Consider the following 23,834-nt stretch of genomic DNA (forward strand, 5'->3'; position numbering starts at 1 on the left):
AACGATTACCAGTCCCGGTCAACAGCATTCTGACGTTGCTGATCCAGTTGTTGCAGTTTTCCCTCAAGTGTCCGAGCCTGATCCATAATGTCGACAGAGCTGGCTGACGGGGTCGACTCCATCATGTCCCTAAACATCGTATCCAGATCGCCGAAATTGGGGTCGCCCTGACTGCCGCGACCGTTCTCTGCGGAGTCCTCCCCTTCCTGGTCGGAATCGCCGCTACCTTCATCAGCCTCGTCAGTATCCTCACCCTGCATGTTGGACTCAGCATCCTGCATCTGCTCCTGCTCGATAAACTCTTCATCCTGTTTAAAGGTACTGACCAGGTCTTCATACATGCCAGACTGTTCCCGGGCCAGCCATTCCAGATTCCTCCGACTGGCTTCGTGGCTCGGATCGGTAAGCAGGATGGCACGCAGCACATGCCGGGCTTCACTCAGGTAAAGCTCTGGATCAATAAACTCTCCCTCACCCTCTATGCCGTCGATAAAATCAAGCCCCATTGCCGCGTCAAGACTCTGGGTGGCAAGAAAAATCAGCGTAGTGGCAAGGTTGTAGTTGGCTGTCACTGTCGCATGCTGGTCGTCGGCAAGATTTGCCATTCTGCGATAGGTATTGGCTGCCTCGGTATAGTTTCGCTGTTCTGTCAGGGCAGCAGCCTGCTGTTCCAAGTCGTGTACGGTTGCCGGTATGTCGGCATGCGCCATATTAACCATCAGCAATAACAGGCATGACAGCGTAGTCGAATGCTTCACCAGTGCAGGCTTGTGCATCAGAAAAATCAGCAGCATGAAGATAGCGATGGTTATCAGGTAAGGGTAACCTTCGACATATTTCATCACCTCACCCTGATCCCTGCTGTCTGCCGGCCACATAGCCTGCATCTGACCGAGCAGCGCCGACAGGTCCAGCCAGGTGGTGCCAATCGGGAAGTAAATGCCCTGCTCAGCCTGCTGCGCCAGAGACTGAAGGTGATTGTCGTCCAGTCGGGACCAGTGCTCACGTCCCTCGTCCAGTGTCCAGCCAGTGCCGTCGCGGTTAGGAACTCTGGCACCAAACTGGCTGTCACCCAAGCCAATGACCATCAATCTAACGCCCAGCCGGTTCAGCAACGCCATGGCCTCAACCGGCTCATCACCCATGTCTTCACCATCAGTGATCAGGATGATATCCACCGCTTCCGGTGCATTGTCGTCTGCATTGCCGGCATCAACCATATTGTTAAGTACCATCATCAGGGCATCCCCGATATGGGTCCCGCCTGTGGCAACACTGCCCGGGCCAATGCTATCGAGCAAGGTATTCAGAAAGACACGGTCCCGGGTGACAGGCGACCTGATCGAAGCTTCACCGGCAAAAGCGACCAGCCCGAACCGGTCGTTGGATGGCAGGTTAACCACTCGCTTTATAGCAGCCCGGGCAACTTCCAGACGGTTAGGGCGGGCATCTTCTGCCAGCATGGACCGGGATACGTCCAGCAGGAAAACAATGTCACGTCCCTGGTCCTGTATTCCCACAGGCCGGGGGTTCCATGCCGGACGGGATAAAGAAAGGGATGCCAGCGCAATGGCCAGCAGCATCGCTCCGAAACGTCGGTTAATTGGTGGCAGCGACAGGACTGAACTGAGCTTTTTCAGGTCGCTCCTGCTTTTGTGGTGCTGGTATAACGCCAGACAACACGTGACCGGTACCAAAACAAGCAGCCAGAGCCACTGGGGTGCAAGTAATGTCAGTTGGTTCATCCCAGCCTCCTCAGCCAGGTCGCGCTCAGCAGCACAGACAACATCAGAAAAAGCAGCGTCATCAGGGCGAAAGGCTGGTAGGCAGGTACCCGGTCGGTGAAAACAACGGTCTGTAATTTAGAGGTTTCCAGCTCGTTAATGGCCTGATATCCGACGACCAGTGACTCATAGTCATACGCGCGGTTATAAACGCCTCCCGTCGTTTCAGCCATGGCCTTCAGTACCCAGTCAACCCGCACTTCTTCATTGTCATCATCGAGCATGTCTTCTGGCTGGGTGCCAATAAAAATGGTGTAGATTTTAATACCCCATTCCTCTGCCAGGGCTGCAGCCATCATGGGCGAATACTGGCCTGCGTTGTTTTCACCATCGGTAATCATAATGATGACCTTACTTCTGACTTCCTGACCCTCTCTCTGACTTTTTTCATATTCCCTGAGTTGGGCAGCAGCCAGGGCAGTGGCATCACCTATTGCCGTACCGTCTTCATCAAGACGAACGGGCGGTTCAACATGACGTGCCATGGCAACCAGGGCGTCGTGGGAGTTCGTCAGAGGACTTATCACCCTGGGGTAGCGGGCAAACGATATCAGGGAGATCAGGTCAGCATTGCGCCCTTTCAGCTGATCACCATCACCGAGAATAAACGCCTCCAGAACGTCTTTTGCCACTGCCATACGATTGCTACGTTTACCGTTCATCTCCATACGGATATTCATGGAGGAAGAGACGTCGAGAACGATGGCGATGGCAATGCCTTCCTGCTGTTCCGACAGTTCGGAAACTTCACGGTAGGGCTGGGCCAGGATAAAAACCATGGAAGCCAGTGCCAGCAGAGGCAGTGCCGTTGTCAGCCACATCCATTTCTGCCGATAGCTGACCGGCAGGTTCTCAACCAGCAGCAGGTGGGAATAACTAATTCCCTGTCGTTTATTCCGACACCACAGATAAACAGCCAGCAGCGGTATTGTTAGCAGCAACCACAGCAGCATCGGGTATTTAAAGCTCATCCCCACTTCTCCTGACACTGGTTGCAGTATTTGACAAACTGCTCTACAGTTTCTTCCGGTGAGCGACTTTCACTGAACCGGAGGCATTGGTAACGATGCAACAGGGGTTCATCCGTGGTCAGCTTGCCGGTCGGGTCAGACCCTGTTGCCACCATTAGCCACTGCCGTAAGCCGTCCCAGTCTGCTGAACCCGAGACATGGGCCTGTCTGGCAATATCGGCGGCAGAAGGAGTAGCAGCAGGCAGTTGTTGTATTTTCTTTCCGCGCCTGACAAAGGGGGCGAATACCAGGCCGGCTAAAGCCGTTATCAGCCAGAAGATGGTTGCCTTTGCCATGAGGACTGCCGTCTGTTCCGGCTCGTCCAGCCTGATAATGCTCTGCACATTAACCTGCAGCTCATTAAATGTTGACCTGACACTGACCGTCCCGGGCTGCGTATACAATTGCCAGTGATTCGGGCCTTTGAACACATCGACACTGAAGGTAGGTACCTGGTGCTGCCCTGGCAACAGGAAGGTGACATCCATGTAAATGATGTATTGCCACAGGCCGTCAACCCAGTGAAGCGGGGCTACCTGACTCGATAGCAACTCCATTGCACCCCATTCCTGGGCTTCAGGATCAAAGATAATTTCAAGGTCTTCATTGTAACGAACGGTCAGGGCCAGTTCGATTTGTTCCCCTGCCGTGATGGCGTCTGGAAAAGATTCCAGCGATACCGTTACCTGATCATCCATGGCCCGGGCCGGTTCATTCCAGAAGAATGCCAGCCCGGCCAGTAGCAGTAATGAAAACAGTGTTGTATAAAATGATTTAGCCACAGGCAGCTCCTTCAACCCTCTTTTTTCGGGCATGAAAGAAGGAGAGTAGCGTTTCCGCCGGGTCGTCATCCACATGATGCACAACCAGGTCCACTCCCCATTGCGCAAATGCTTGCTCCCGATCTTTTAAACGTTTGTCCATTCGACGCTTGAATAATTTCTGCACAGAACGGTTAGCCAGGTCGAGCCATTGGGTCTCTCCGGTCTCGGTATCCCGCAGGTGCATCAGCCCGCCTCCGGTCAGTGATGTTTCTCCGGGGTCATCAACAGCAATGGCGATGACTTCATGGTGATGGCCGAGTATGGCAAGACGTTCCATAAAGCCTTCCATGAAGAAATCAGAAATCACAACAATGACTGAGCGTTTCAGCTGTAACTTGTTCAGGTGATCCAGCGACTCTGTAACACAGGTGTTAGAAACCTTTTTTGGCTCTTCCAGCACAGACGACAAACAGCGCATAAGCTGGTTACGGCCTCTGGTCGGCGGCAAAAAACTGTCCATTGTGTCACTGAACCTGAGCAAACCGATCCGGTCATTACTGCTGAATGCTGCCATACCTAACAGACCGCACAGTTTTGCAGCAACGGTCTGTCGTTTATTGTCGGTACTTGACCAGGCGAATGAGGGCGAATTATCGACCACTAAAATCAGGTTGATTTCCCTCTCTTCATGGAAACGCTTGATATGCACTTCGCTACTACGAGCCGTTACGTTCCAGTCAATCGTACGAACATCATCGCCCGGGCTATACACCCTGACCTCATCAAATTCCAGTCCCTGACCTTTGAAAGTCGAGCGATATTGCCCTGCCAGCAGGTGGTCTACCCGGTGCTTGCAGAACAACTGCAATTGATGCAGTCGCTGGGTTAAATGGTCATGCATATCAGTTGGGAATGGCTACTTGCATGAGAATCTGCTCGATCAAGGCGTCGGATGTCATACCCCTGGCTTCGGCCTTGTAGCTCAAGGCAATCCGGTGGCGCAGAATATCCGGAGACAGGGCGCGGATATCTTCAGGCAGAACATGGTCACGACCATTAATCACAGCCGCCGCACGAGCGGCCAGAGCCAGGTTAATGGTGGCTCGCGGAGAAGCGCCGAAACGCACCAGATCTGCAATATCCAGCCCGTACTCGTCAGGATTACGGGTCGCGGAAATCAGATGCACAATGTATTTTTCCAGGGACGGAGCCATATGAACGTTTTCAATTTGTGCGGTCAGGGTTTCCAGGTCCTCCCTGGTCAGTACACTTTTAACGGCAACGTTCTGCTTTGGTCGGGACATACGACGCATTACTTCCAGCTCTTCGTCAAACGTCGGGTAGTCAACTTTCAGTTTGAACATGAACCGGTCAACCTGAGCTTCAGGCAGTGGATAGGTACCTTCCTGTTCAACTGGGTTCTGTGTCGCCAGAACCAGAAACGGGTGTGGCAGCTGACTGATTTCCTTACCCAGGGTCACCTGCTTTTCCTGCATCGCCTCCAGTAAAGCAGACTGCACCTTCGCTGGTGAACGGTTGATTTCATCAGCCAGTACGATATTGGCAAAGACCGGTCCTTTCTCTGCGGTAAATTCGCCGGTGGACGGGTTATAAATCAGGGTACCGGTTACGTCGCCCGGCAACAGGTCAGGCGTAAACTGGATACGACTGAAATGCAGTCCGAGGGCTTTGGACAGGGTGTTGACTGTCAGGGTTTTTGCCAGACCGGGAATGCCTTCAATCAGAACATGGCTCCGGCACAACAGGGCCAAAACCAGGCGGTCGACCAGATCGTTCTGACCGACGATTACTTTGGCTACTTCCTGACGGAGGATGGCAATTTTTTCCAAAGCCTTAACAGGCTGGCTGATAGCAACTGTCATACAATGAGTACCCTGTATTGGTCTGTCGGGTGAAAACAAGTAATGTGAGATGTCAGCGCTTCTTTTGCGGGAAAGGTTTACTGTGAGACACTTCAAAAATAGAAACGTTTAAATTATCTCAAAAAATTCCATATAAGAAAGAATGCTGACTCGAGTCGACAGTCAAGGAACTGACGTTCTGTCGTCATCCCCTCAAAAGCAGGAATGCACTGATCCTGGTGGATTCCCGCCTCTCATTCCAAGTATCAGGCGTTACGCTGCGCTCTTCTCCACTTCTGCAGGGCTTCACGCTGCTTCTGTGTTGTCATCTGCTCAAACCTGGCGTTGTAAGCCTCACGGTTAATTCTGCGAGCTGCGTTACGAGCCTCTCTGTCATGCGGAAATTTGCGGTTAGCAGCCTGCTGCTGGGTGTACAGGTGCATCTTCATTTCAAGCAATGTCTGCCTTTCTGCTTTGGACAACCTCAACACCTTACCTTTTTCCTTGATCTGCTTTTCATAACGGTTCATGAAATCGGCAGGAACCTGCTTGCGCAGTTGAGCCAGCTCATAATCACGAACAGCTTCCTGCTGCTTTTTGGTCAGCAGTTCAGCAAAGGCTGCATCGTAACGATCCTGGTTAGCCTGACTAAGAATGCGCATTGAATATTCGTCATGACCATGAACAGCTTCTACATTGCTGTTATAACGGTACAGGTCGGTTTTCAGTTTTAACAGTACTTCAGATTGTTGCTGGCTCAGGTTGATAATGTCAGACTGTTGCTGAATTTCTTTTCTGAACTGAACCAGCGTTGCATCAGGGATTGCCTGATCAGCAGCAACACCTACAGAAATACTCAGGGCAAATCCGGCAAAAATGCCTGCGACAGATTTCTTCATAATGACTCCGGAGAAATGATAGAAACGTTTCAAAAGACCTAACTTATATCAGTACTTTCTCAAACAGTAAAGAAACTTGCGCATAAAATACCTGTCGACTATCCGTATTTGTGCTTTATTACCAAGACCGATCAGTTCCAACTTCAGAAAAATTGCATTCTACAAAGCCGTTTCGCAAATCGGCTTCATTGCTCATTTCGGCCGATAAGTCGTAGATTTGTTGCTCCAGATCTTCGTCATCTGTGTACTGAAAGGTGAGTTCGTACTCCCAGCCATCTTTTTCCAGCTTCTTTGCGTCATAATCACACAGGATATAGTCTTCAATCTGCTGGCGAGATTTGCCTTTCCCACGGACAAACTTGCTGTTGTTTTCGACCTGAAGCCACAGAATCACCCTTGTAGTTTTCAGCTCTGGGATCGAGCCAGATTTCTTTACAGTATTCAATGCCCGGTAAATCGTGGCTTCACCTAACCTGAATTCCTTGGCCAGCTGACCAATCGTAACTCCAGACATTCGTCGTGAGTATATCTCCTGACACTTTGCATCTGTCAGTTTGGGTGGTCGACCAAACTTCACTCCGTTCTCTTTGGCTTTGGCAATACCTTCAGCCTGTCGTTCTGTACGCAGGTCATTTTCAAACTCGGCTATGGATGCAAGCATATTGAACATAAGCCTGCCAGTGGACGTGCTGGTATCAATGTTTTGATCCAGCACAAGCAAGTCTATGCTTTCTTGCTGGAATCGTTTGGCGAGTTGCGCAAGATGGACCACGGATCGGGCAAGGCGGTCGAGTCGAGTAATAACCAAAGTGTCGCCCTTGCGCAGATAATTCATACATGCCTGAAACTCAGGACGCTCGGCAGTTCGACCGCTTCGCTTTTCCTGATAAGTCCGGTCGCACTGTGCTTTGCTTAATTTTTCTAGCTGCACTTCCAGACTCTGGCCAGTGGAACTGACGCGGGCATAGCCAATTCGGGACATAAACTATCAGATATCTTTAGAGGTTTTGATTGATGACTTATGATAGTAGTTTTGATAGCTATTTTTCAATGCTATCAAAATGTATACTTATTGATAGCTTACGGTTTTGGCTAAAATGGATTGATTCGATTATAATGAACGAATCGAACGATATCAGGGAGATTAAAAACGATGCACGCTCTTTCAGCCAATGAAGCGAAAACCCATTTTGGAGATATGCTGCTAAAGGCACAGCGCAGCCCGGTTCAGATCAGCAAGAATGGCAAGCCCGTTGCCGTCGTTATCTCAGCCGATGAATACAAAAGCATTGAGGAACTCAAATTGCAAATGTTGCAGTTAAGGGCTGCTCAGGCCAAGACTGATATTGCAGCAGGCAAACTGGCTGATGGCGATGCATTCTTTGATGAGCTGGAATCAGGTCAGCACGACTAATGACAACCTATCGCTTAACCCTGGATGCACAATCTGACCTGATCGAAATTCGCCGATACACAGTAGCGCAATGGGGAACTGATCAGTCCAGGAAATATTTATCGGAACTCCGGAAAACCATTCACCTTCTTGCTGAGACACCATCCCTCGGAAAACACCGGCCAGAAGTCGGGTCGAATGTGTTGAGTTTTCCTCATGGAAGCCATGTCATCTATTACGTGATGCATGAGGGAGTGTTGGTGGTATTTGGTGTATTACACAAACGCATGGTGCCGCTCAATCACCTGGTCGAACGAGAGGTTGTTTAGTGGCGTTGGCCGACGGGCATTAATCAAGGCTGGCAATGAAGAAAAACCAAAAACGTATTCAGCTATTATCGGATACAGAAGTTGAAGAGCTTTATTCACGACCCGAGTTTAACATCCATGAGCAACAGCTTTACTTCACGCTGACAGCTTCTGAACGGACGGCCCTGACGCAGTTCAGCAACACCAAAACTCGCATCTATTTCATCCTGCAACTGGGTTACTTCAAAGCCAGACAGCAATTTTTCAACTTCTCGCTGGATGAAGTCATTAGCGACGCCCTGTTCATCGTGAGCACTTATTATAGTGAATCGGCTGCGTGGTCGATCTCCGGGCGAATTTCCCGTGACTATGTGCGAGTTCAACGACAGACGATCCTTTCACTCTATGGCTATCGTAGCTGCACATCGAAATTCGCACCTGAAATTCAGGTTCATATGGAAGATATGCTGCGTCACTACCCTAAAGGCCACAGTGCTTTTCGACAGGCGTTGGCTTACTTTGATCACCAGAAGATTATCATCCCTTCCTATACCACGCTTCAGGATATTTTCAGCCAGGCGTTTGCTGCCGAAGATAAGCGGCTTTCGACCATTATCGAGTCGATACCATCATCGGTCAGTGATGAGTTGGCTGCATTAATTCACAGGGAGGATGGCATTACCGCACTGAATATCATTCGCGCCGACCAGAAAGATTTCCAGTACACGGCGGTCAAAACAGAAGTTGATAAAGCACAGCGTATCGAAAAGCTATACGTCTTCGCCAAAAAGTTTATCCCTTCGCTGAATCTGGCAAAAAATGCCGTACGCTATTATGCCGATCTTGCCGAGCAATATGCGGCTTCGCGTATGCCGATCTTGCCGAGCAATATGCGGCTTCGCGGCTACGGCGACTAAATAAGCCTCAGCAAACGCTTCACGCTTTATGCTTCATTTTCCATCGCTATCAGCAGATCATGGATAACCTGATCATCAGTTTCTGTTACCGCATGCGAACAATTATTGATGCAGGCAAAGTCCACGCTTCAACGGAACAAATGGAACACAGTTCCAAAGTCGTTACGGACTTCCCAAAGTTGGCTAAATTTCTGAAATGGTTCCCTGCCCGGAACTCAAACCTGACTCAGGAAGAACTGAACGCCATTGCCTATGGCATTCTGCCGAAAGAACAATTCTCTGTACTGGCTGAATTTCTGGATGGGGAGTCCTTCGATAAAAAAGCAGCTCTCTGGGAATATTACGCAAAATCCTCGCGGATATTCTCACTCTATCTCAGACCTATTTTCCTCACCGTTACGTTCGAGTACTTCAGGGAAAGTATTCATATCAGTAGCTTAATGGATGTATTGAAATCACATTACGCGAGTGGCAAGAGTCCGTCAAAGTTGGAAATTTGTGATGATCTGGGGTTAACCGTACCAAAAAGCATGGTGCGATATCTGAAACGGAAACCCACAGATACGCACCTGGACCCGTATCTGTTTGAGTTTTATGTGTACCAGAAGATCTATCACGAAATTGACAGGGGCAGGCTGTATTGCAATGACAGTGTGTCCTACTGTGATATCAATACCGACCTGATCGACGATTCTTTAGTAGACGACGCGGAAGCAATTGCTGCAGAGTTTGGCTATCCCAAGATTCCCATCTATTGTGATCAGCGCCTTGACGAGGCTCTTCAAGAACTCAATGACGCTTGGATACGTACGACAGACAATATTCAGGAGAATAAAAATCCAGGATTTAATATCCGAAAAACCCGGACAGGGCAACAACGCTGGAGCTTACTTTATGATAGTTCAGAGAAGCTGGACGATGCCTTCTTTAAAAGCCTGCCTAAAGCTGAAATAGCCAATATCGTAATGTTTATTGGTGACCGAATCGGCATGTGGGATAGCTTTACCCACATGAAGGACCGCTACACCAAACGGAAAAACCCTTTACCACTGGTGATAAACGCTTGCTTGCTTTCAGAAGCCTTTGGGTTTGGCGCTCTTAAAATGGCTGATATGTCGGATCTCGAATTGAACCAGTTACGCTCGATACGGGAGGATTTTGTTCGTGTTGATACCTTGTGTGCAGCAAATGATATTGTCAGCAACCATATTCACTCGCTGCCGATCTTTAGACAGTGGGAGGGTGTGCTGCCTAATTAATGTACTGGAGGAAGGTTGTGTGTGACAGGGAATCCGTAACGGCTCATTTTTGACCAAAATGCATTCCAGGATCCGGATGTGCAAACCAGTGCCCTTAACGTCAGCAACATCGATGCTCCCTGCTCCTTCCAGCGCATTCCTGAACGGCACATTCTCTGTTTCACCAATGTTTTACAGCCTGCTTCAGTCACTCCCGAACCTATCGGCAAGTTCTGCTCTCTCGCTTGCGGATAAATCATCTGATGCCAATGATTTTTGAAATACGTTCTGGCACTGATTAACTTTTCCAGAGACGCAGTACGGTTGTTGCCTGGCTTTGCACTATCAAGCTCTTCCTGAAGTCTTTTGGCTGCACCCTTTTCATGTTTCAAGTCGTGTAGTTTCTGCTTCAACCATGCATGCCTCTCCTGTGATGCTTTTTTGCCGGGATAAAGAGCCTCAGCAGCCCCGGCAACATATTCAGAGACATGGTAAAAGTCCAGCACCTGCACGGTTGTAAAGGGCTCTAAAAAAGTCCAGTTATCCGCTGCTCCGTCAGCAATTCCCACATAAACTGCATCAGGATATCGCGCTTTAACCTTGTTGATTTCTCTTGAAAATCTGCTTTTAAAGGTTCCCTTGCCGTATTCTGGTGCCTCTGCACAATAGATGGTATGGAGCCGCTCCCCTTCGTCATCATAAAGGCTTATCGTGCCACACATGGCTTCACGATAGCCTTCGTAATAAAGAAGGTTGGCTCCATCAAGGCCGATGCCTATTGTTTTTACTGCCTTAGGCAAATCGGGTATGTCGTATGCCCATTTTTCTTCTTTTGCCTGAGCGATGCTTGCTACGACATCAGCCAGATCTCTAAGCGTCGAACGACTACTCTTGCGGCCATGGTTTTGTAGTAAGTCTTCTTCTACCTGGGGAGCAGCCATTTGTGCATATTTCCAACTGACGAGCCGGGCAAAAGCAGGAGTCGAGTTGACAATGATTCGCGCATTCTGATCCAGGGGACAAAAGGTTTCACCACCCTGACTGCTTTGATATACATAGCGTGCCAACTTAGCGGAACCCCATGAAGTTTCATACACTTTGGGTTCTTTTTTGTGCTTGCTGCTCATGGTAATCCCGCCTACTTTTATAGGCGAACCATCGGTGTCCATGGCTTCAAGCTGTTTTTCTACCCCAAGCACGCCTGCTTCGTTGAGGCTACCCTGAAGAGCAGTCTCAAAGTCAAGCATTGAGTCACCATGCTGGATGGTAATCAGGATCTGCGTTTCGTTGTTTTCTGAAGAGATAACTTGAGCGGGCATATGGTGAAGGCTGTAAGATTTTCAATATCTTAAAATAGACAGAAAATGTTGTTTCTTCCTACATTAATTACCGCTTACACCCAATATAAGTGTTCATAAGATATAAAGGCCAGTGAGAATCGTTAGCGTTCGCAACGCTACCACTATCGTTGACTTAAAGCAAAAAAGATCGGAAAGTCGCTATATCTCTACGGTGATTGCTAGCCTTGCGATCTGTTTTTGGTATGCTCCGCAGAATGAAGAAGTACATAGGTCAGGCTTTAAAACTTCTTCGATGGGTGATACTAAGGCACCACTTTCCTGGTCGCATCCGGCTTACATACAAATCAGGAATCTTTCCTCAGTTGCTCAGTTATAAGTCAACTGATGTTGAGAAGATTCTGGCGAATATGCCTGCATTTAAAAACTATAAAATTAAAAACTCAACCAACAGCATTGTCATTGAATATGATGCGTCGGTCATCAGGCCGGAGTGGATTAATGCGATGTTTTCTGAATCGGACACAGAAGCAAAAAAGGCTTGTTATGAGGTTGCCCGGCAACTGAAATCAGAAGGGTTAAGCAATGAGTAATGACTCAAAATATAAGCAGGACAAAACTCCTCATTGGCATAATGAGCAACCTCCTCCTTGTATGGGCTGCCAACATTCTGGTCATGAGCGTTACGCTGATGAATATATGCGACATGCGCCACCCCCGCCTTATTTTGGGCATCCTTATTATCAGTACCCACATCCGGGCATGATGCCTCCTTCTCCATATCCTTCTGAGGCACAGTCACAGCAGAAGCCACAACAACAAGCAGCCAGCCCCCTGACTGATCAGGCGCAAAGCATGGTTGAAGGTGCTTTGGGCGAAGACGCGGGTATTTTTTTAAAGAACTGCTTGGCACCCTTGGCATGGATGATAGAGAGTTCTGGAAAGGGGCTGTGATTGGAGCCGCGGCAACGCTATTGCTCAGTAATAACAATATCCGTGACAAATTACCTGACCTTCTGTCGGGCATTGATAGTATGACGCAAAGGCGTTCTTCTGACGCGGAAGGTGCCTCTGAAAACGACAGTGATGACTGATGTATTCAGCTTAATAAGTTTATAAAGCCTGAACACCGATCGTGTATCAAACTGGAGAATAAAAATGAATGATAACCGTTTTTGGCAAGGCGCAATGGTAGGGGCTGCGGCTGCATTTTTACTCAGTAATGAAAAAGTGCGTAGCAAGTTGTCAGACCTGATCTCCGGTACGGGTGGTATGGTAAAAAGCGGCAGTTCAGTTGTTAAACAGACTGCGAGTCAGACTGCAGAGGCTGTCAAAGAAAATGTTGCTACCGGCGGTGAAATTTTCCGCGATACCTATGCAGCCGGTAAACAGGGTTTTCAGGAATCGGTTGAACGACACAGTCAGATGAAGGATGAGTTTGATAAAGGTAACGAAGAAGGGCTGATACCCACTCAGGAGAAACCTGCTCAGACTGAGTAATGCTGATGAGTAATTCAAACAAGAAGCTAACCCGAATATTTCATAAAAGGAGGCAAGTTCCGCCCAATCACTTGATATAATTGGGTCGACCAAAAGAAAGCTTCGGAAGAAGCAAACCGGAACTTGCCATGCCCAAATCTACACAAGAACAGCTTCGTTTTCATCCCTCAAATGGAAAAACCATCCGGGCAGACTTCAATGGTGGGGAGTTATCTTCTGACTTTGGCACTCTGCTGCTACGGGAAACCATTCTGCAGAGCGGTCTTATCTGCAAAATGACTGATGCCATCAATGACAGACGCCATCAATCCTATATCGACCACTCCCTGAAAGAACTTCTGGTTCAGCGGGTTCTGCAAATGGCCTGCGGCTATGAAGATGCCAACGACAGTAACCGTTTGCGTAAAGACCCTATGTTCAAACTGGCCACTGGTCGCAATCCGTTGGACAGCGATAACCATCTCGCATCAGCGCCCACTTTTACCCGGCTGGGACAATCTATGACCCGCTCCGACATTTACAGGATGGCTGAAGCATTTGTGCATCACTTTATCAGCAGTTACAAGCTGCCACCCCCGGTGATCGTTATCGATCTTGATCATACACCGGCCATTACTCATGGTGGCCAGCAGATGAACCTGTTTAATGCCAAATATCAGGACTACTGCTACTTGCCCCTGATGATTTTTGAGGGACTCAGCGGCAAGCTGATTACGGCGATTCTTCGTCCGGGGAAAACCCCAACGGGCAAGGAAAATGCAGCCATTCTCGAACGGGTCATTCGGCTGCTTCGGAAAAAGTGGCCGAAAACCCATCTACTGGTTCGGGGAGACAGCCACTTCGCTCAACCAGAGTTAATGTGGGTGGTTCAGAATGCCCCTCATTCGGATTATGTCTTGGGCAAAGGTGCAGGCCACAAAACGGCTTTGCGGCCAAAAGCCAAAGAGTTGTTGGATGAAGCGCGTCAAGCTCTGAAGGTCAAGACTGAGCTGGCAAGACTGAACAACATGCCAGAACCTGATCGGCTCAGACTTTACGGGGAAGCAGAATACCAGGCCAAGAGCTGGAAAGGTCTCGATACCCGGATAATTTACAAGGCGGAGGTCAACCAAAAAGGCGACAACCCTCGTTTCATTGTGACGTCGATGAAGGAAGCTTCTCCAGAGGTAATTTATGAAGAGCTTTACTGTCCAAGAGGACAGGATGAGAACTTCATCAAACATCTGAAAAGTGATCTGTCCGGCGACAGATTGTCCGATCAGGGCTTTTTGGCTAACCATTTGAGAATGTTTTATGCCTGTGCCGCTTATGTTTTGCACTATGAGTTAAGAACCAAGACTTTGAAAGGTACGGAGCTGGAAAAAGCGCAGCCATCAACGGTGATCATGAAGCTCTGTAAAGTTGCAGTCAAAGTGGTTGAATATAAAGACCGAATTAAACTTCATCTGCCACGTAGCTGCCCATTCAAGAGGCTTTTGCAGCATGTGACAGAAGTCTTTTACCAGATGCCGATACTTCGACCGGGGTAGCAACTTTCATAAGACTCAATCAAGGTACATAGCAACCAGATGAAAGAGCCTTGGGGCTTTCCGTTATCCTGAAATAGCAGGATTCGTTGATTAGCGTCTAATCTGTAAGCAAGTATGGGCTGCAATGTCTTTCACATGGTTAACAGAGCAACAGGCTTGCGGAAAAGTCCAAAATTAAGAGGATGGGATGGTAGTTGCTGCTTGTTTATGAAATATCCGGGCTAAGCACTGCCAGTCGAGCGATGATCGCGGGTGCCATGGTCGGTGGAGGTGCATCCATTGCAAGACACTGGCAGGCTTACAAACAGGGTGAACTGGAATCCGGCGTCCTTGTGGCTGACGCTGCTAGATCGGCTTTGCAGGTAGGCGCTGTGAGTGGTGCAACCAATTATGTTGCTGAGAAAATGGCAGGTCGCCCAGTGTTGTCAATGCTGACAGTGCTGAGTGCAGGTGCGGCTGGATTCTATTTGCTGGATCAACTTCTGGATAACAAACACAATGACCAGACATAACCCGCCTCCCGGCTATCCATATGGTTACAGTCCGTATCCTCAAGTTCCTGTAGCGCCACAGTTGGCTTCAGCAGGCGTGGTAGAGGGAGACACTTCAGCTGAAGCTTCAACCTATCAGAAACAAAACAGTAAAACCCATTTTGTGATGGGGCTGGCAGCAGGAGCTGCGGTGGCTTACTTACTAAGTAATACTCGATGCTGCAGTTTTTGATATTTGAGGGAGAGCAGGAAATGGCAGGGTGGCATAAGAGCAGACTACTACTGCAGCTCCGAATTCAAGCCTTGCGAGATTCCATCATAGCCACAGCAGCAGGTTGGAGGTAAGATCTCATAGGAACTTAATAACCGTCAAGTGTCGTATCTTGCTAATTCGCCCATTACCCGTTGTCACTGCCTTTCTGGATGCTTTGAATGATTCGCTCAAGTCCATCAATTCCTCTGCGCAGTTGAGTAGATCCCAGAAAGTGGCACTGGGCGTTTTTATCATGGGAATCGTGGTAACTAAAACTATTAACTGGGCTGCTTTTGAGCGCAGAAGCTTAGGCAGATTCAAAGCGACCCGTCTGTGCTGGATGTTTTATCAAGCAGAAATTGCATGGCAAAGCCTGCTACAGGCCAGCGTCAGAAATATTCTTCTACGCTATGGAATACAAAGTGGAACCCTTGCTATCGACGATACAGGAAAAAAGCGCACTAAAAGGACTTCAAAAATCGACGGTGCCCATAAGATAAAAGACAAATCAACAGGTGGTTATTTTAATGGGCAGGAACTGGTGTTTATGGTGCTCGTTACTGAAGTAGCTACCTTTCCAGTAGGGTTTCGCTTTTATATTCCTGACCCTGAGTTATCTGCATGGAGGAAGAAAGACAAGGCGCTCAGGAAGCAAGGCATTCAGAAAAAAGAACGACCGAACCGTCCTGAGCCAGATCATGTTCGTTACCCCACCATGCAGTCGTTGACGCTGGTTATGCTGCAAGAATTTGTTGATTCGTTTCCCAACATTACGATCAAAGCAATTCTCGCTGATGCACTGTATGGCACAGGAGACTTTATGGATAAGGCTGCGGAAATAACAGGCGGAGCCCAGGTTGTCAGCCAACTGCGCTCGAATCAGAAAGTATCCAACCGAAACCACTCGGAAGCGACTCTCAAAGCTTACTTTTCGCGCCAGAAAGGCGCTGAAACTCAACTCATAATACGCGGTGGCAAAGAAGAGCAGGTCACGATGCTGGCTGCTCGGCTGTATGTTAAGGCTCATGGGAAAAGACGTTTTGTTATTGCCCTGAAGTATGAGGGTGAAGAGGATTATCGCTATCTGGTGGCTTCAGATATGTCATGGCGGCATACCGACATAGCCAGGATTTACACCTTGAGGTGGTTGGTCGAGGTTTTCATTCAAGACTGGAAAGCTCATTGTGGCTGGAACAGGTTGAGCAAACAGCAAGGTGCTGACGGATCGCAGCGCGGCGTGATCCTGAGCCTGCTGTGCGAACACATGCTGTTACTGCACCCTGAGCAATTCGTCCTACTGAAAAACAAACAGGCCGGAATGCCCGCAGGCTGTCTGATCGAACGCCTCAATGCAGAAGCCTTGCTTGCTACGGTGAAATCAGTGGTTGAATCGGAAGATCCAGATACCGAGCTTAAGGCTCTGGCCTTAGCCTTAGAGCATACTTTGCCCAAGCGGGAGTCGAGCAGGCATATGGCTGGTAGAGACCTGGGAGAACAAAAGGCAACTGACTCACTCAAAGCACACGCCCGGAAGTTTAAACTTTTAGATGCAGCTTAGAATCGAGATAAATACGTTACTTGTTTAGGTAAAACTGCAGCATCGAGTAATAAGAAATTTAAAGAAAGTGTTGCTGCAACCGGATCAAAAGCCTGGTCAGCAGTACGGGGGGAAGTTGAAGAACTAAAAGAGCGTCTTGAGGATACTCAGGCCGAGCTGGAGTACTATCGTAATTTGCACAAAGGCGAAGAATGAGCGGAGTTGAGGTTAAACATCACCTCCCCGGTCGCATTCGTTTTAAAGTGTCTGCTTTACGACAGTTTCCTGGCACAGGTGCATGGATCAAAAAGAGTCTGTTCTGTATTCAGGGCTTACACGACATTCGAGTCAATGAATTATCTTGCTTCATTGTCGTTCAGTATGACGCTCAGCTACTAACACCTGAAACTCTTACTGTCCGGCTGGTTCAGCTAGACCTGCAACAGGCAGAAACTGCTGGGGCAGAACACGAATTAACCCGTGGTGATGTTGTCATGAACGTCATCGGAACGCTGGCTGCTGCCATGCTCCCTGATAAATGGGGAGCATTGACAACCACTGGTTTAATCACACCAACCTTACTGGATGGTGTTTCAGACCTGAAAGAAGGGCGAATCACTGTTGCTGTTCTGGATGCTATAGCAGTTGGACTCTCGACCTGGCGCAGAGACTACAGAACTGCCATGATGACCCAGACTTTGATCAGTCTTGGCGAGTACATGGAGCAAAAGACCTGCCGTAATAGTGATCGGCTATTGGCCGATTTGATGCGCCCAAAAGACAGTGAAGTCTGGAGAGTTAACTCTGATGGTTCCTGTGAATCGGTTTATTCCAGTCAGCTGGCAACAGGCGATTTGATTGAGTTATCTCCGGGGGCAGCGATACCAGCTGATGGCATAGTCATGTCGGGCACAGCACTTATTAACCAGTCCTCCCTTACTGGCGAGAATGTCCCTGTTCCCCGGGATGAAAAGGCCTGGGTCTATGCCGGTACCAGTGTTCAGGAGGGAACCATCAGGGTACGCGTTGAAAAAAACGGGTAGTGAATCGACTACCGCCAAAATTGCCAAACTGATTTATGACTCCCTGAGTGAAAAGAGTGAAACTCAACAGGTAACTCATAACATGGCGCAGCGGCGGATTAGAATCACACTGACGATAGGCGCGGCTGTTTTTGCTTTAACTCAGGATATCAGTCGCGTGGCGTCAGTTTTTCTGGTGGATTATTCATGCGCACTGAAGCTCAGTACGCCAGTAACATTCAAGTCTATTATGTATCGTGCCGCCCAAAATGGCATTCTGCTGAAAGGTGGTCGTTCTATTGAAAAGCTGGCAAATATTGATATCTGCGTTTTTGATAAAACCGGAACCCTCACCTACAGAGATATGGAAGTCACTGATGTTGTGTCTTTATGTCAAAATAACTCTGGACGTGATCTTCTTGCCCTTGCGGCATCTGTAGAAGAACACAGTAGTCATCCTCTGTCTCAGGCCATTGTCAATGCGGTGAGACATCATCAGCTGCCACATATTGAACATGGAGAAGTGGAATACATTATTCTCACGGTTTGAAGACCAGTCTGAACGATCATTGTCTTGTGATGGGCAGTCGGCACTTTCTTGAGGTTTATGAAGCAGTGAATTTTTCAGCCTTTGAGGATGAAATCGTTAAGTATGAACAGATGGGACGTCATCTGATCTTTATTTCGCATCAGAAACAGCTTATCGGAATGATCGGCTTAAGGGATCATCTTCGGGAGGATGTAGTAGAGACACTCAGCCAGCTGCGTAAACTGGGGATAAAGGAACTGATAATGATCTCCGGAGACCAGACTTGTAAGGCAAACCGTTTAGCTGATGAGTTACAGCTGGATAAAGTTTTTGCCGAAGCGACACCCGACAGTAAGTCGGTAATTATCGAAGGGCTAAAACAGTCTGGAAAAACGGTTCTGTTTGTAGGGGATGGGGTTAATGATACGCCTGCTCTTTCCATGGCTGATGTCGGGATTGCTATGTGCGATGGCACAGAGCTGGCTCGACAAACTGCAGACGTCGTACTGTTAAAAGACAGCCTTCTGAGTGTGGCAGAAACAGTGAAACTGGCGAACATTGCATGGCTACGATTAATAGCAATATCAAACTGACTGAGTATATAAACAGTGGAATTATGCTGTCGGCAGCAATGGGCTGGCTTAGCCCGGCCGCGAGTGCCCTGTTGCATAATGGAACCACGCTGGCAATTCTTAGTCGTTCAGCGGCTCTGAAAAATCGAGTTCTTATTGATAAATCGTAATAATGAGTCTGACAGCAATCATTCCGTCCTAAAGCATTTATAGTTAATGGACGCCGACATTATTGTGGGGAATCAACTACGCTGTGATTTACAGGCAAGATCTGTCAATCAATCAGGAGGCAAATGATGGCTGACAATAAAGTACTTGTTATCACAGGTGGCTCCAGTGGCATAGGCGCTGAAACCGCCCGTCATGCAGTTAATGTTGGCTGGCAGGTTGTCATTGCCGGTCGTCGTCTTGAAGCATTGCAGGCATTAAGTGATGAGCTGGGGGGCAGGGAAAAAGCGTACCCTGTCGTTTGTGATGTTGCTTCCTGGGACGATCAGCAGAAGCTGATGCAGGTTGCCAGAGAACACTTTGGTTGTATAGATGCTGTCTTTGCCAATGCAGGTATTGGCGGTACGCCCGGCGGATTCAGTGGTGCAGATCCTTTGCAGTGGAAGGATATGTTGCTCACCAATGTGTATGGTGTTGGCTTGACCCTGCGGGCCAGCCTTGATGATCTCAGAAAAAACAAAGGACATGTTGTGCTGATGAGTTCAGCAGCAGGTCGCCTGCATCTGGCGGGTTCGATGTACGGTGCCAGTAAGTGGGCTGTCACTGCTATTGGTCACAATTTGCGGGAAGAATTAAAAGGGACGGGTGTCAGAACCACCATTATTGAACCCGGTGTGGTAGATACGCCCTTTTTTGATGAGTCAAAGCCGCATGGTTTGAAAGCTGAAGATATTGCCCGTTCTGTGGTATTTGCCCTGTCTCAGCCGGATGGCGTAAACCTGCATGAGATGACGATTTATCCCACCGAAAGCGCATTTTGAGAGCAGGGAGCCGACAAGGCTCCCGCTATCTGAGCAGAAGAGACATTAGCCGAGAAATGCCTTATACGCTTTATTGTTGGTTTCTTCACAGTAGTGATAACCAATTTCATCAAGAAAACCACTGACGTGTATTCGTTCTTCTGGAGGTACATCCAGTCCGACAGCAACACGACCGTAAGCTGCACCATGATTGCGATAATGGAACATGCTGATGTTCCAACGTTTACCTAACTTGTTCAGAAAGTTCAGAAGAGCACCCGGGCGTTCGGGAAATTCAAAGCTATAGACCACTTCATTTTCAACGGCATTACTGTGTCCGCCCACCATATGACGAACGTGTAATTTTGCCATTTCATTATCGGTAAGGTTTTCAACCGGATAACCTTTGTCGCGTAATTCGTTGATAAGGTTATCGATAGGCATCTGGTCAGGATGTACCTGAACACCGACAAATATACTGGCATTGATAGGGTCGTGATAACGATAGTTAAACTCGGTGACGTTTCGTTTACCCAGTGTTTCGCAGAAGGTTTTAAAGCTTCCCGGGCGTTCAGGAATAGTGACTGAGATAATCGCTTCACGCTTTTCGCCCAGCTCGGCCCGTTCTGACACATAGCGAAGGCGGTCGAAATTAACATTGGCACCTGAGTCAATGGCCATTAATGTCTGCTGTTGAACACCTTCCAGCTCAACGTATTTTTTCAACCCGGCAACGGCGGTTGCACCGGCTGTTTCACAGATCGAACGGGTGTCATCGAAGATGTCTTTGATGGCCGCGCAGATTTCATCGGCGCTGACGGTAATTACCTGATCAATGTGCTCTCTGCACAGTTTGAAGGTTTCCTCGCCAATTTGTGCCACAGCTATACCATCAGCAAAGATTCCGACGTGGGGTAACACCACTCGTTCGCCAGCTTCCAGCGCGGCTTTCAGGCAAGCGGATTCTTCATATTCAACCCCAATGACCTTAATGTCAGGGCGCAGATACTTGATGTAGGTGGCAATACCGGCAGCCAGACCGCCACCGCCTACGGGAACAAACACGGCGTCCAGAGGGCCGGTATGCTGGCGCAGGATTTCCATACCAATGGTGCCCTGTCCGGCGATGGTGTCAGGGTCATCGTAAGGGTGGATAAAGGTGTAGCCATGTTGCTCAACCAGCTCCAGTGCGTGCTGCAATGCCTGGTCAAAAGCATCGCCGTGCAGAATGACTCTGGCGCCTCTCGCCTTGCAGGATCGAACCTTTATTTCCGGGGTGGTGGTGGGCATAACAATAATGGCCTCAATGCCCAGTTTTTTGGCCGCCAGTGCCACCCCCTGAGCATGGTTACCTGCTGAGGCAGCAATAACACCACGATTTTTTTCTTCAATACTGAGCTGGGCGATTTTGTTGTAGGCCCCACGAATTTTGAAAGAAAACACAGGCTGCAGGTCTTCCCGTTTAAGGAGGACGTTGTTGTCCAGTCGCTCGCTCAGAAACGGCGCTGGATGGACAGGCGTTTCCACCGCGACATCGTAGACCCTGGCTTCCAGAATCTTTCTTATATAGTGGTGAGGCATTTTGTTCTGCTATTTATACTGACTTTTTTTGGATTTTCATTACTTTTCGGCATTCTAAAGGAAATCAGCCGGAATTGAGTAGTATAATTCTTATTTTCCCCGTGTCTCATGCTGTTAAGGTAACGTAATGACTCAGGACGAACTGAAGAAAGCAACGGCTGAAGCTGCCCTGGAACGTATTCTTCCGCATCTGGAAGAGGACATGATCATTGGTATTGGTACAGGCTCTACCGCCAACTTCTTTATTGATGCTCTGGCAGAACACAAAGCGAAGTTTGACGGCTGTGTTGCCAGCTCTGAAGCCTCAGCTGATCGCCTGAAAGGTCACGGCATTCCTGTTTATGACCTCAACAGTGTTTCCAGCCTTCGTTTTTACATCGATGGTGCTGATGAAGCCAATGAACACCTGCACCTGATCAAAGGTGGTGGTGCTGCACTGACTCGCGAAAAGATTGTTGCTGCCGTTTCCGAGGAGTTTATCTGCATCGCTGATGGCAGCAAGAAGGTTGATGTACTTGGACAGTTCCCGCTGCCGGTTGAAGTGATTCCGATGGCACGCAGTTATGTGGCTCGCGAGTTGGTTAAGCTGGGTGGTGATCCGGTTTATCGTGAAGGTGTGCTCACCGATAATGGCAATGTCATTCTGGACGTCTGGAATATGCAGATTACCGACGCTGTTGCCACGGAAGATAAAATTAACCAGATTGTGGGTGTGGTCACTAATGGTTTGTTTGCTGCACGCGCTGCCAATGTGTTGTTATTGGGTACTGAAGAAGGTGTAGAAACCATTACGGTTTAATCATCATAAACGGCTGGTTAAATCGGCCGTTTTTTCAATCTTGTTGTGTGACTGAAATCAGAAGACGCTGGCAAAGAAAAAGTGCAGGGCGGCAATCACACTGCCGAATGAAAGAGATAAGATGACGAGTTCATTAAGTTCAAGATTGTACTTCTCTTTTTTCATGTCCATAGTACTTCTCCCTCTACGACAAGCTTGCGGCGTTGAGCGGTTCTGTTTTAGTTAGTTTCCTCTTTTAAAGCCTGTTTCAATTTATTTTTCCTTATACATCAATAAGTTTAGCGCTTTCAGGATACTTCTCCTTTAGACATTGGTCGATGATTCAACCTGCGTCATATAAAAAGAACACATAGTTGCTGATCTGACTGTAAAAAATTATTAATATAGCGAGTGGTAAGCACCAGGGATTTTAAAATAACAAAACGAAATCATCCTTTTGGAAGGGGCGTCAACACGATGAAGAATAATAAAAAAACACTATTAAGCCTTGCAGCATCCATGCTGTTTGCAGGCAGTATTCAGGTGGCTCAGGCTGCTGACATCATCAAAATAGCTTTGGCGGGGCCTGTTACCGGGCCGGTTGCCCAGTATGGTGATATGCAGTTTACCGGTGCCAAAATGGCTATTGAGCAAATCAATAAGGCAGGCGGTGTCAATGGTAAACAATTACAAGCAGTCGTTTATGATGATGCCTGTGATCCTAAGCAGGCTGTCGCCGTAGCCAACAAAATTGTGAATGATGCTGTGAAGTTTGTTGTAGGGCATTTGTGTTCATCCTCTACTCAGCCCGCCTCTGACATTTATGAAGACGAGGGCGTGCTGATGATTACTGCGGCTTCCACCAGTCCGGATATCACCAGTCGCGGCTATAAACTGATTTTCCGCACCATTGGTCTTGATAGCTTACAAGGGCCCACAGCAGGCAATTATATTGTCAACAAAGTCAAGCCAAAGAAAATGGCAGTGGTTCATGACAAACAGCAGTACGGTGAAGGCATTGCAAGAGCCGTTAAAAAAGTTGTAGAAGATGCGGGCATTGATGTTGCCGTGTTTGAAGGTGTGACCTCTGGTGACAAGGATTTCTCTGCGTTGATCGCCAAACTCAAGAAAGAGAATGTAGAGTTTGTTTATTACGGTGGCTATCACCCTGAGCTGGGATTAATCCTGAGACAGAGTGCAGAGAAGGGTTTGAAAGTACCTTTCATGGGACCTGAAGGTGTCGGTAATAAAGATATCTCTGCGATTGCGGGGGCCGCTTCAGAAGGTCTGCTGGTGACACTGCCCAAGAGTTTTGACCAGGACCCGGCCAATGCCAAACTGGTTGAAGCGATCAAAGCCAAGGGTGATGACGCGTCAGGCCCCTTTGTATTTCCGGCTTACTCCGCGGTTCAGGTCATGGCTGATGGCATGAAGCTGACCAAAAATGAAGACCCTGAAGATGTTGCAGATATTCTCCGCAGAAATGTATTTGCAACGCCTACCGGTCAGTTGGCGTTTGATGGCAGTGGTGACCTGAGAGACTTTAGCTTTGTCGTCTATGAGTGGCATGCAGATGGTACAAAAACGGCACTGGATTAATA

General features: G+C 48.3%; 27 protein-coding genes. 18 read left to right on the forward strand and 9 right to left on the reverse strand.

Annotated elements, in window-relative coordinates:
- Positions 1-5: 5 nt before the first annotated feature.
- The 7 genes from EZMO1_RS04470 to EZMO1_RS27535 form a co-directional block, all read right to left on the reverse strand.
- Positions 6-1,745 carry a VWA domain-containing protein gene (locus EZMO1_RS04470; protein ID WP_034875184.1) on the reverse strand — a complete coding sequence of 580 codons (1,740 nt, stop codon included), beginning with the start codon at positions 1,743-1,745 and terminating at the stop codon, positions 6-8.
- Positions 1,742-2,755 carry a VWA domain-containing protein gene (locus tag EZMO1_RS04475; protein ID WP_034875182.1) on the reverse strand — a complete coding sequence of 338 codons (1,014 nt, stop codon included), beginning with the start codon at positions 2,753-2,755 and terminating at the stop codon, positions 1,742-1,744. The genes EZMO1_RS04470 and EZMO1_RS04475 overlap by 4 nt, the downstream gene beginning before the upstream one ends.
- Positions 2,752-3,576 carry a hypothetical protein gene (locus tag EZMO1_RS04480; protein WP_034875180.1) on the reverse strand — a complete coding sequence of 275 codons (825 nt, stop codon included), beginning with the start codon at positions 3,574-3,576 and terminating at the stop codon, positions 2,752-2,754. The genes EZMO1_RS04475 and EZMO1_RS04480 overlap by 4 nt, the downstream gene beginning before the upstream one ends.
- Entirely contained in the window at positions 3,569-4,459 is an 891-nt protein-coding gene (locus EZMO1_RS04485) for a DUF58 domain-containing protein (protein WP_034875168.1), read from the reverse strand. Before EZMO1_RS04485 ends, EZMO1_RS04480 begins: the two co-directional genes overlap by 8 nt.
- Before the next feature lies 1 nt (position 4,460).
- A complete protein-coding gene (locus EZMO1_RS04490; protein WP_034875167.1) occupies positions 4,461-5,441 on the reverse strand; it encodes an AAA family ATPase in 981 nt (326 codons plus the stop codon).
- Positions 5,442-5,686: 245 nt separating this feature from the next.
- Positions 5,687-6,319 (reverse strand): hypothetical protein, encoded by a 633-nt coding sequence (locus EZMO1_RS04495; RefSeq protein WP_034875165.1) that lies wholly within the window; start codon positions 6,317-6,319, stop codon positions 5,687-5,689.
- Positions 6,320-6,437: 118 nt separating this feature from the next.
- On the reverse strand, positions 6,438-7,301 hold the full coding sequence (locus EZMO1_RS27535; protein WP_034875163.1) for a recombinase family protein: 864 nt from the start codon (positions 7,299-7,301) through the stop codon (positions 6,438-6,440).
- Positions 7,302-7,472: 171 nt separating this feature from the next.
- Between EZMO1_RS27535 and EZMO1_RS04505 the strand changes: the two genes are divergently transcribed.
- From EZMO1_RS04505 to EZMO1_RS04520, 4 genes are read left to right on the forward strand one after another with little or no spacing between them, the layout of a single operon-like run.
- Positions 7,473-7,733, forward strand: coding sequence for a type II toxin-antitoxin system Phd/YefM family antitoxin (locus EZMO1_RS04505; RefSeq protein ID WP_034875162.1), 261 nt, complete (start codon positions 7,473-7,475; stop codon positions 7,731-7,733).
- Positions 7,733-8,041, forward strand: a complete 309-nt coding sequence (locus EZMO1_RS04510) for a type II toxin-antitoxin system RelE/ParE family toxin (protein ID WP_034875155.1) — start codon at positions 7,733-7,735, stop codon at positions 8,039-8,041. Before EZMO1_RS04505 ends, EZMO1_RS04510 begins: the two co-directional genes overlap by 1 nt.
- Before the next feature lie 35 nt (positions 8,042-8,076).
- Positions 8,077-8,937 (forward strand): DUF4158 domain-containing protein, encoded by an 861-nt coding sequence (locus EZMO1_RS04515; RefSeq protein WP_051789868.1) that lies wholly within the window; start codon positions 8,077-8,079, stop codon positions 8,935-8,937.
- 59 nt (positions 8,938-8,996) lie between these two features.
- On the forward strand, positions 8,997-10,196 hold the full coding sequence (locus tag EZMO1_RS04520; RefSeq protein WP_051789866.1) for a Tn3 family transposase: 1,200 nt from the start codon (positions 8,997-8,999) through the stop codon (positions 10,194-10,196).
- Here EZMO1_RS04520 and EZMO1_RS04525 read toward each other — a convergent pair.
- Positions 10,193-11,494 carry an ISKra4 family transposase gene (locus EZMO1_RS04525; protein ID WP_034875154.1) on the reverse strand — a complete coding sequence of 434 codons (1,302 nt, stop codon included), beginning with the start codon at positions 11,492-11,494 and terminating at the stop codon, positions 10,193-10,195. The genes EZMO1_RS04520 and EZMO1_RS04525 overlap by 4 nt on opposite strands.
- Positions 11,495-11,730: 236 nt before the next feature.
- Here EZMO1_RS04525 and EZMO1_RS25300 point away from each other — a divergent pair, with 236 nt between their 5' ends.
- The 12 genes from EZMO1_RS25300 (at position 11,731) to EZMO1_RS04570 (ending at position 19,895) form a co-directional block, all read left to right on the forward strand.
- Positions 11,731-12,066 carry a hypothetical protein gene (locus tag EZMO1_RS25300; protein ID WP_082212030.1) on the forward strand — a complete coding sequence of 112 codons (336 nt, stop codon included), beginning with the start codon at positions 11,731-11,733 and terminating at the stop codon, positions 12,064-12,066.
- Complete coding sequence (locus EZMO1_RS26085; protein WP_145912467.1) at positions 12,059-12,427, forward strand: hypothetical protein; 369 nt, start codon at positions 12,059-12,061, stop codon at positions 12,425-12,427. The genes EZMO1_RS25300 and EZMO1_RS26085 overlap by 8 nt, the downstream gene beginning before the upstream one ends.
- Positions 12,394-12,567 carry a hypothetical protein gene (locus EZMO1_RS26530; protein WP_222842191.1) on the forward strand — a complete coding sequence of 58 codons (174 nt, stop codon included), beginning with the start codon at positions 12,394-12,396 and terminating at the stop codon, positions 12,565-12,567. Before EZMO1_RS26085 ends, EZMO1_RS26530 begins: the two co-directional genes overlap by 34 nt.
- A gap of 64 nt (positions 12,568-12,631) precedes the next feature.
- A complete protein-coding gene (locus EZMO1_RS04540; RefSeq protein WP_201772176.1) occupies positions 12,632-12,973 on the forward strand; it encodes a hypothetical protein in 342 nt (113 codons plus the stop codon).
- A gap of 128 nt (positions 12,974-13,101) precedes the next feature.
- Positions 13,102-14,502, forward strand: coding sequence for an IS1380 family transposase (locus EZMO1_RS04545; RefSeq protein WP_034873155.1), 1,401 nt, complete (start codon positions 13,102-13,104; stop codon positions 14,500-14,502).
- 194 nt (positions 14,503-14,696) lie between these two features.
- Positions 14,697-15,014: a magnetosome protein MamC family protein gene (locus tag EZMO1_RS04550; protein ID WP_222842192.1), complete on the forward strand. Its 318-nt coding sequence runs from the start codon at positions 14,697-14,699 to the stop codon at positions 15,012-15,014.
- 362 nt (positions 15,015-15,376) lie between these two features.
- A complete protein-coding gene (locus tag EZMO1_RS04560; RefSeq protein ID WP_145912468.1) occupies positions 15,377-16,804 on the forward strand; it encodes a transposase in 1,428 nt (475 codons plus the stop codon).
- 191 nt (positions 16,805-16,995) lie between these two features.
- A complete protein-coding gene (locus EZMO1_RS27210; protein WP_201772175.1) occupies positions 16,996-17,826 on the forward strand; it encodes a P-type ATPase actuator domain-containing protein in 831 nt (276 codons plus the stop codon).
- Positions 17,810-18,355, forward strand: a complete 546-nt coding sequence (locus tag EZMO1_RS27740) for an HAD family hydrolase (protein ID WP_201772174.1) — start codon at positions 17,810-17,812, stop codon at positions 18,353-18,355. The genes EZMO1_RS27210 and EZMO1_RS27740 overlap by 17 nt, the downstream gene beginning before the upstream one ends.
- Positions 18,352-18,927 (forward strand): HAD-IC family P-type ATPase, encoded by a 576-nt coding sequence (locus EZMO1_RS27220; protein ID WP_201772173.1) that lies wholly within the window; start codon positions 18,352-18,354, stop codon positions 18,925-18,927. The genes EZMO1_RS27740 and EZMO1_RS27220 overlap by 4 nt, the downstream gene beginning before the upstream one ends.
- Positions 18,897-19,076 (forward strand): hypothetical protein, encoded by a 180-nt coding sequence (locus tag EZMO1_RS27225; RefSeq protein WP_222842193.1) that lies wholly within the window; start codon positions 18,897-18,899, stop codon positions 19,074-19,076. The genes EZMO1_RS27220 and EZMO1_RS27225 overlap by 31 nt, the downstream gene beginning before the upstream one ends.
- A gap of 123 nt (positions 19,077-19,199) precedes the next feature.
- Positions 19,200-19,895 (forward strand): SDR family oxidoreductase, encoded by a 696-nt coding sequence (locus tag EZMO1_RS04570; RefSeq protein ID WP_236632002.1) that lies wholly within the window; start codon positions 19,200-19,202, stop codon positions 19,893-19,895.
- Between the two features lie 45 nt (positions 19,896-19,940).
- Here EZMO1_RS04570 and ilvA read toward each other — a convergent pair whose 3' ends face one another.
- Positions 19,941-21,455 (reverse strand): threonine ammonia-lyase, biosynthetic, encoded by a 1,515-nt coding sequence (ilvA, locus tag EZMO1_RS04575; protein ID WP_034875147.1) that lies wholly within the window; start codon positions 21,453-21,455, stop codon positions 19,941-19,943.
- 127 nt (positions 21,456-21,582) lie between these two features.
- On the opposite strand from ilvA, the gene rpiA reads away from it, so the two are divergent.
- Both rpiA and EZMO1_RS04585 read left to right on the forward strand, forming a co-directional pair.
- Positions 21,583-22,254 carry a ribose-5-phosphate isomerase RpiA gene (gene rpiA / locus EZMO1_RS04580; protein WP_034875145.1) on the forward strand — a complete coding sequence of 224 codons (672 nt, stop codon included), beginning with the start codon at positions 21,583-21,585 and terminating at the stop codon, positions 22,252-22,254.
- A gap of 456 nt (positions 22,255-22,710) precedes the next feature.
- On the forward strand, positions 22,711-23,832 hold the full coding sequence (locus EZMO1_RS04585; protein WP_034875143.1) for a branched-chain amino acid ABC transporter substrate-binding protein: 1,122 nt from the start codon (positions 22,711-22,713) through the stop codon (positions 23,830-23,832).
- Positions 23,833-23,834 lie beyond the last annotated feature (2 nt).

Origin of the sequence: Endozoicomonas montiporae CL-33, from assembly GCF_001583435.1 — a bacterium.
Lineage (GTDB): Bacteria > Pseudomonadota > Gammaproteobacteria > Pseudomonadales > Endozoicomonadaceae > Endozoicomonas_A > Endozoicomonas_A montiporae.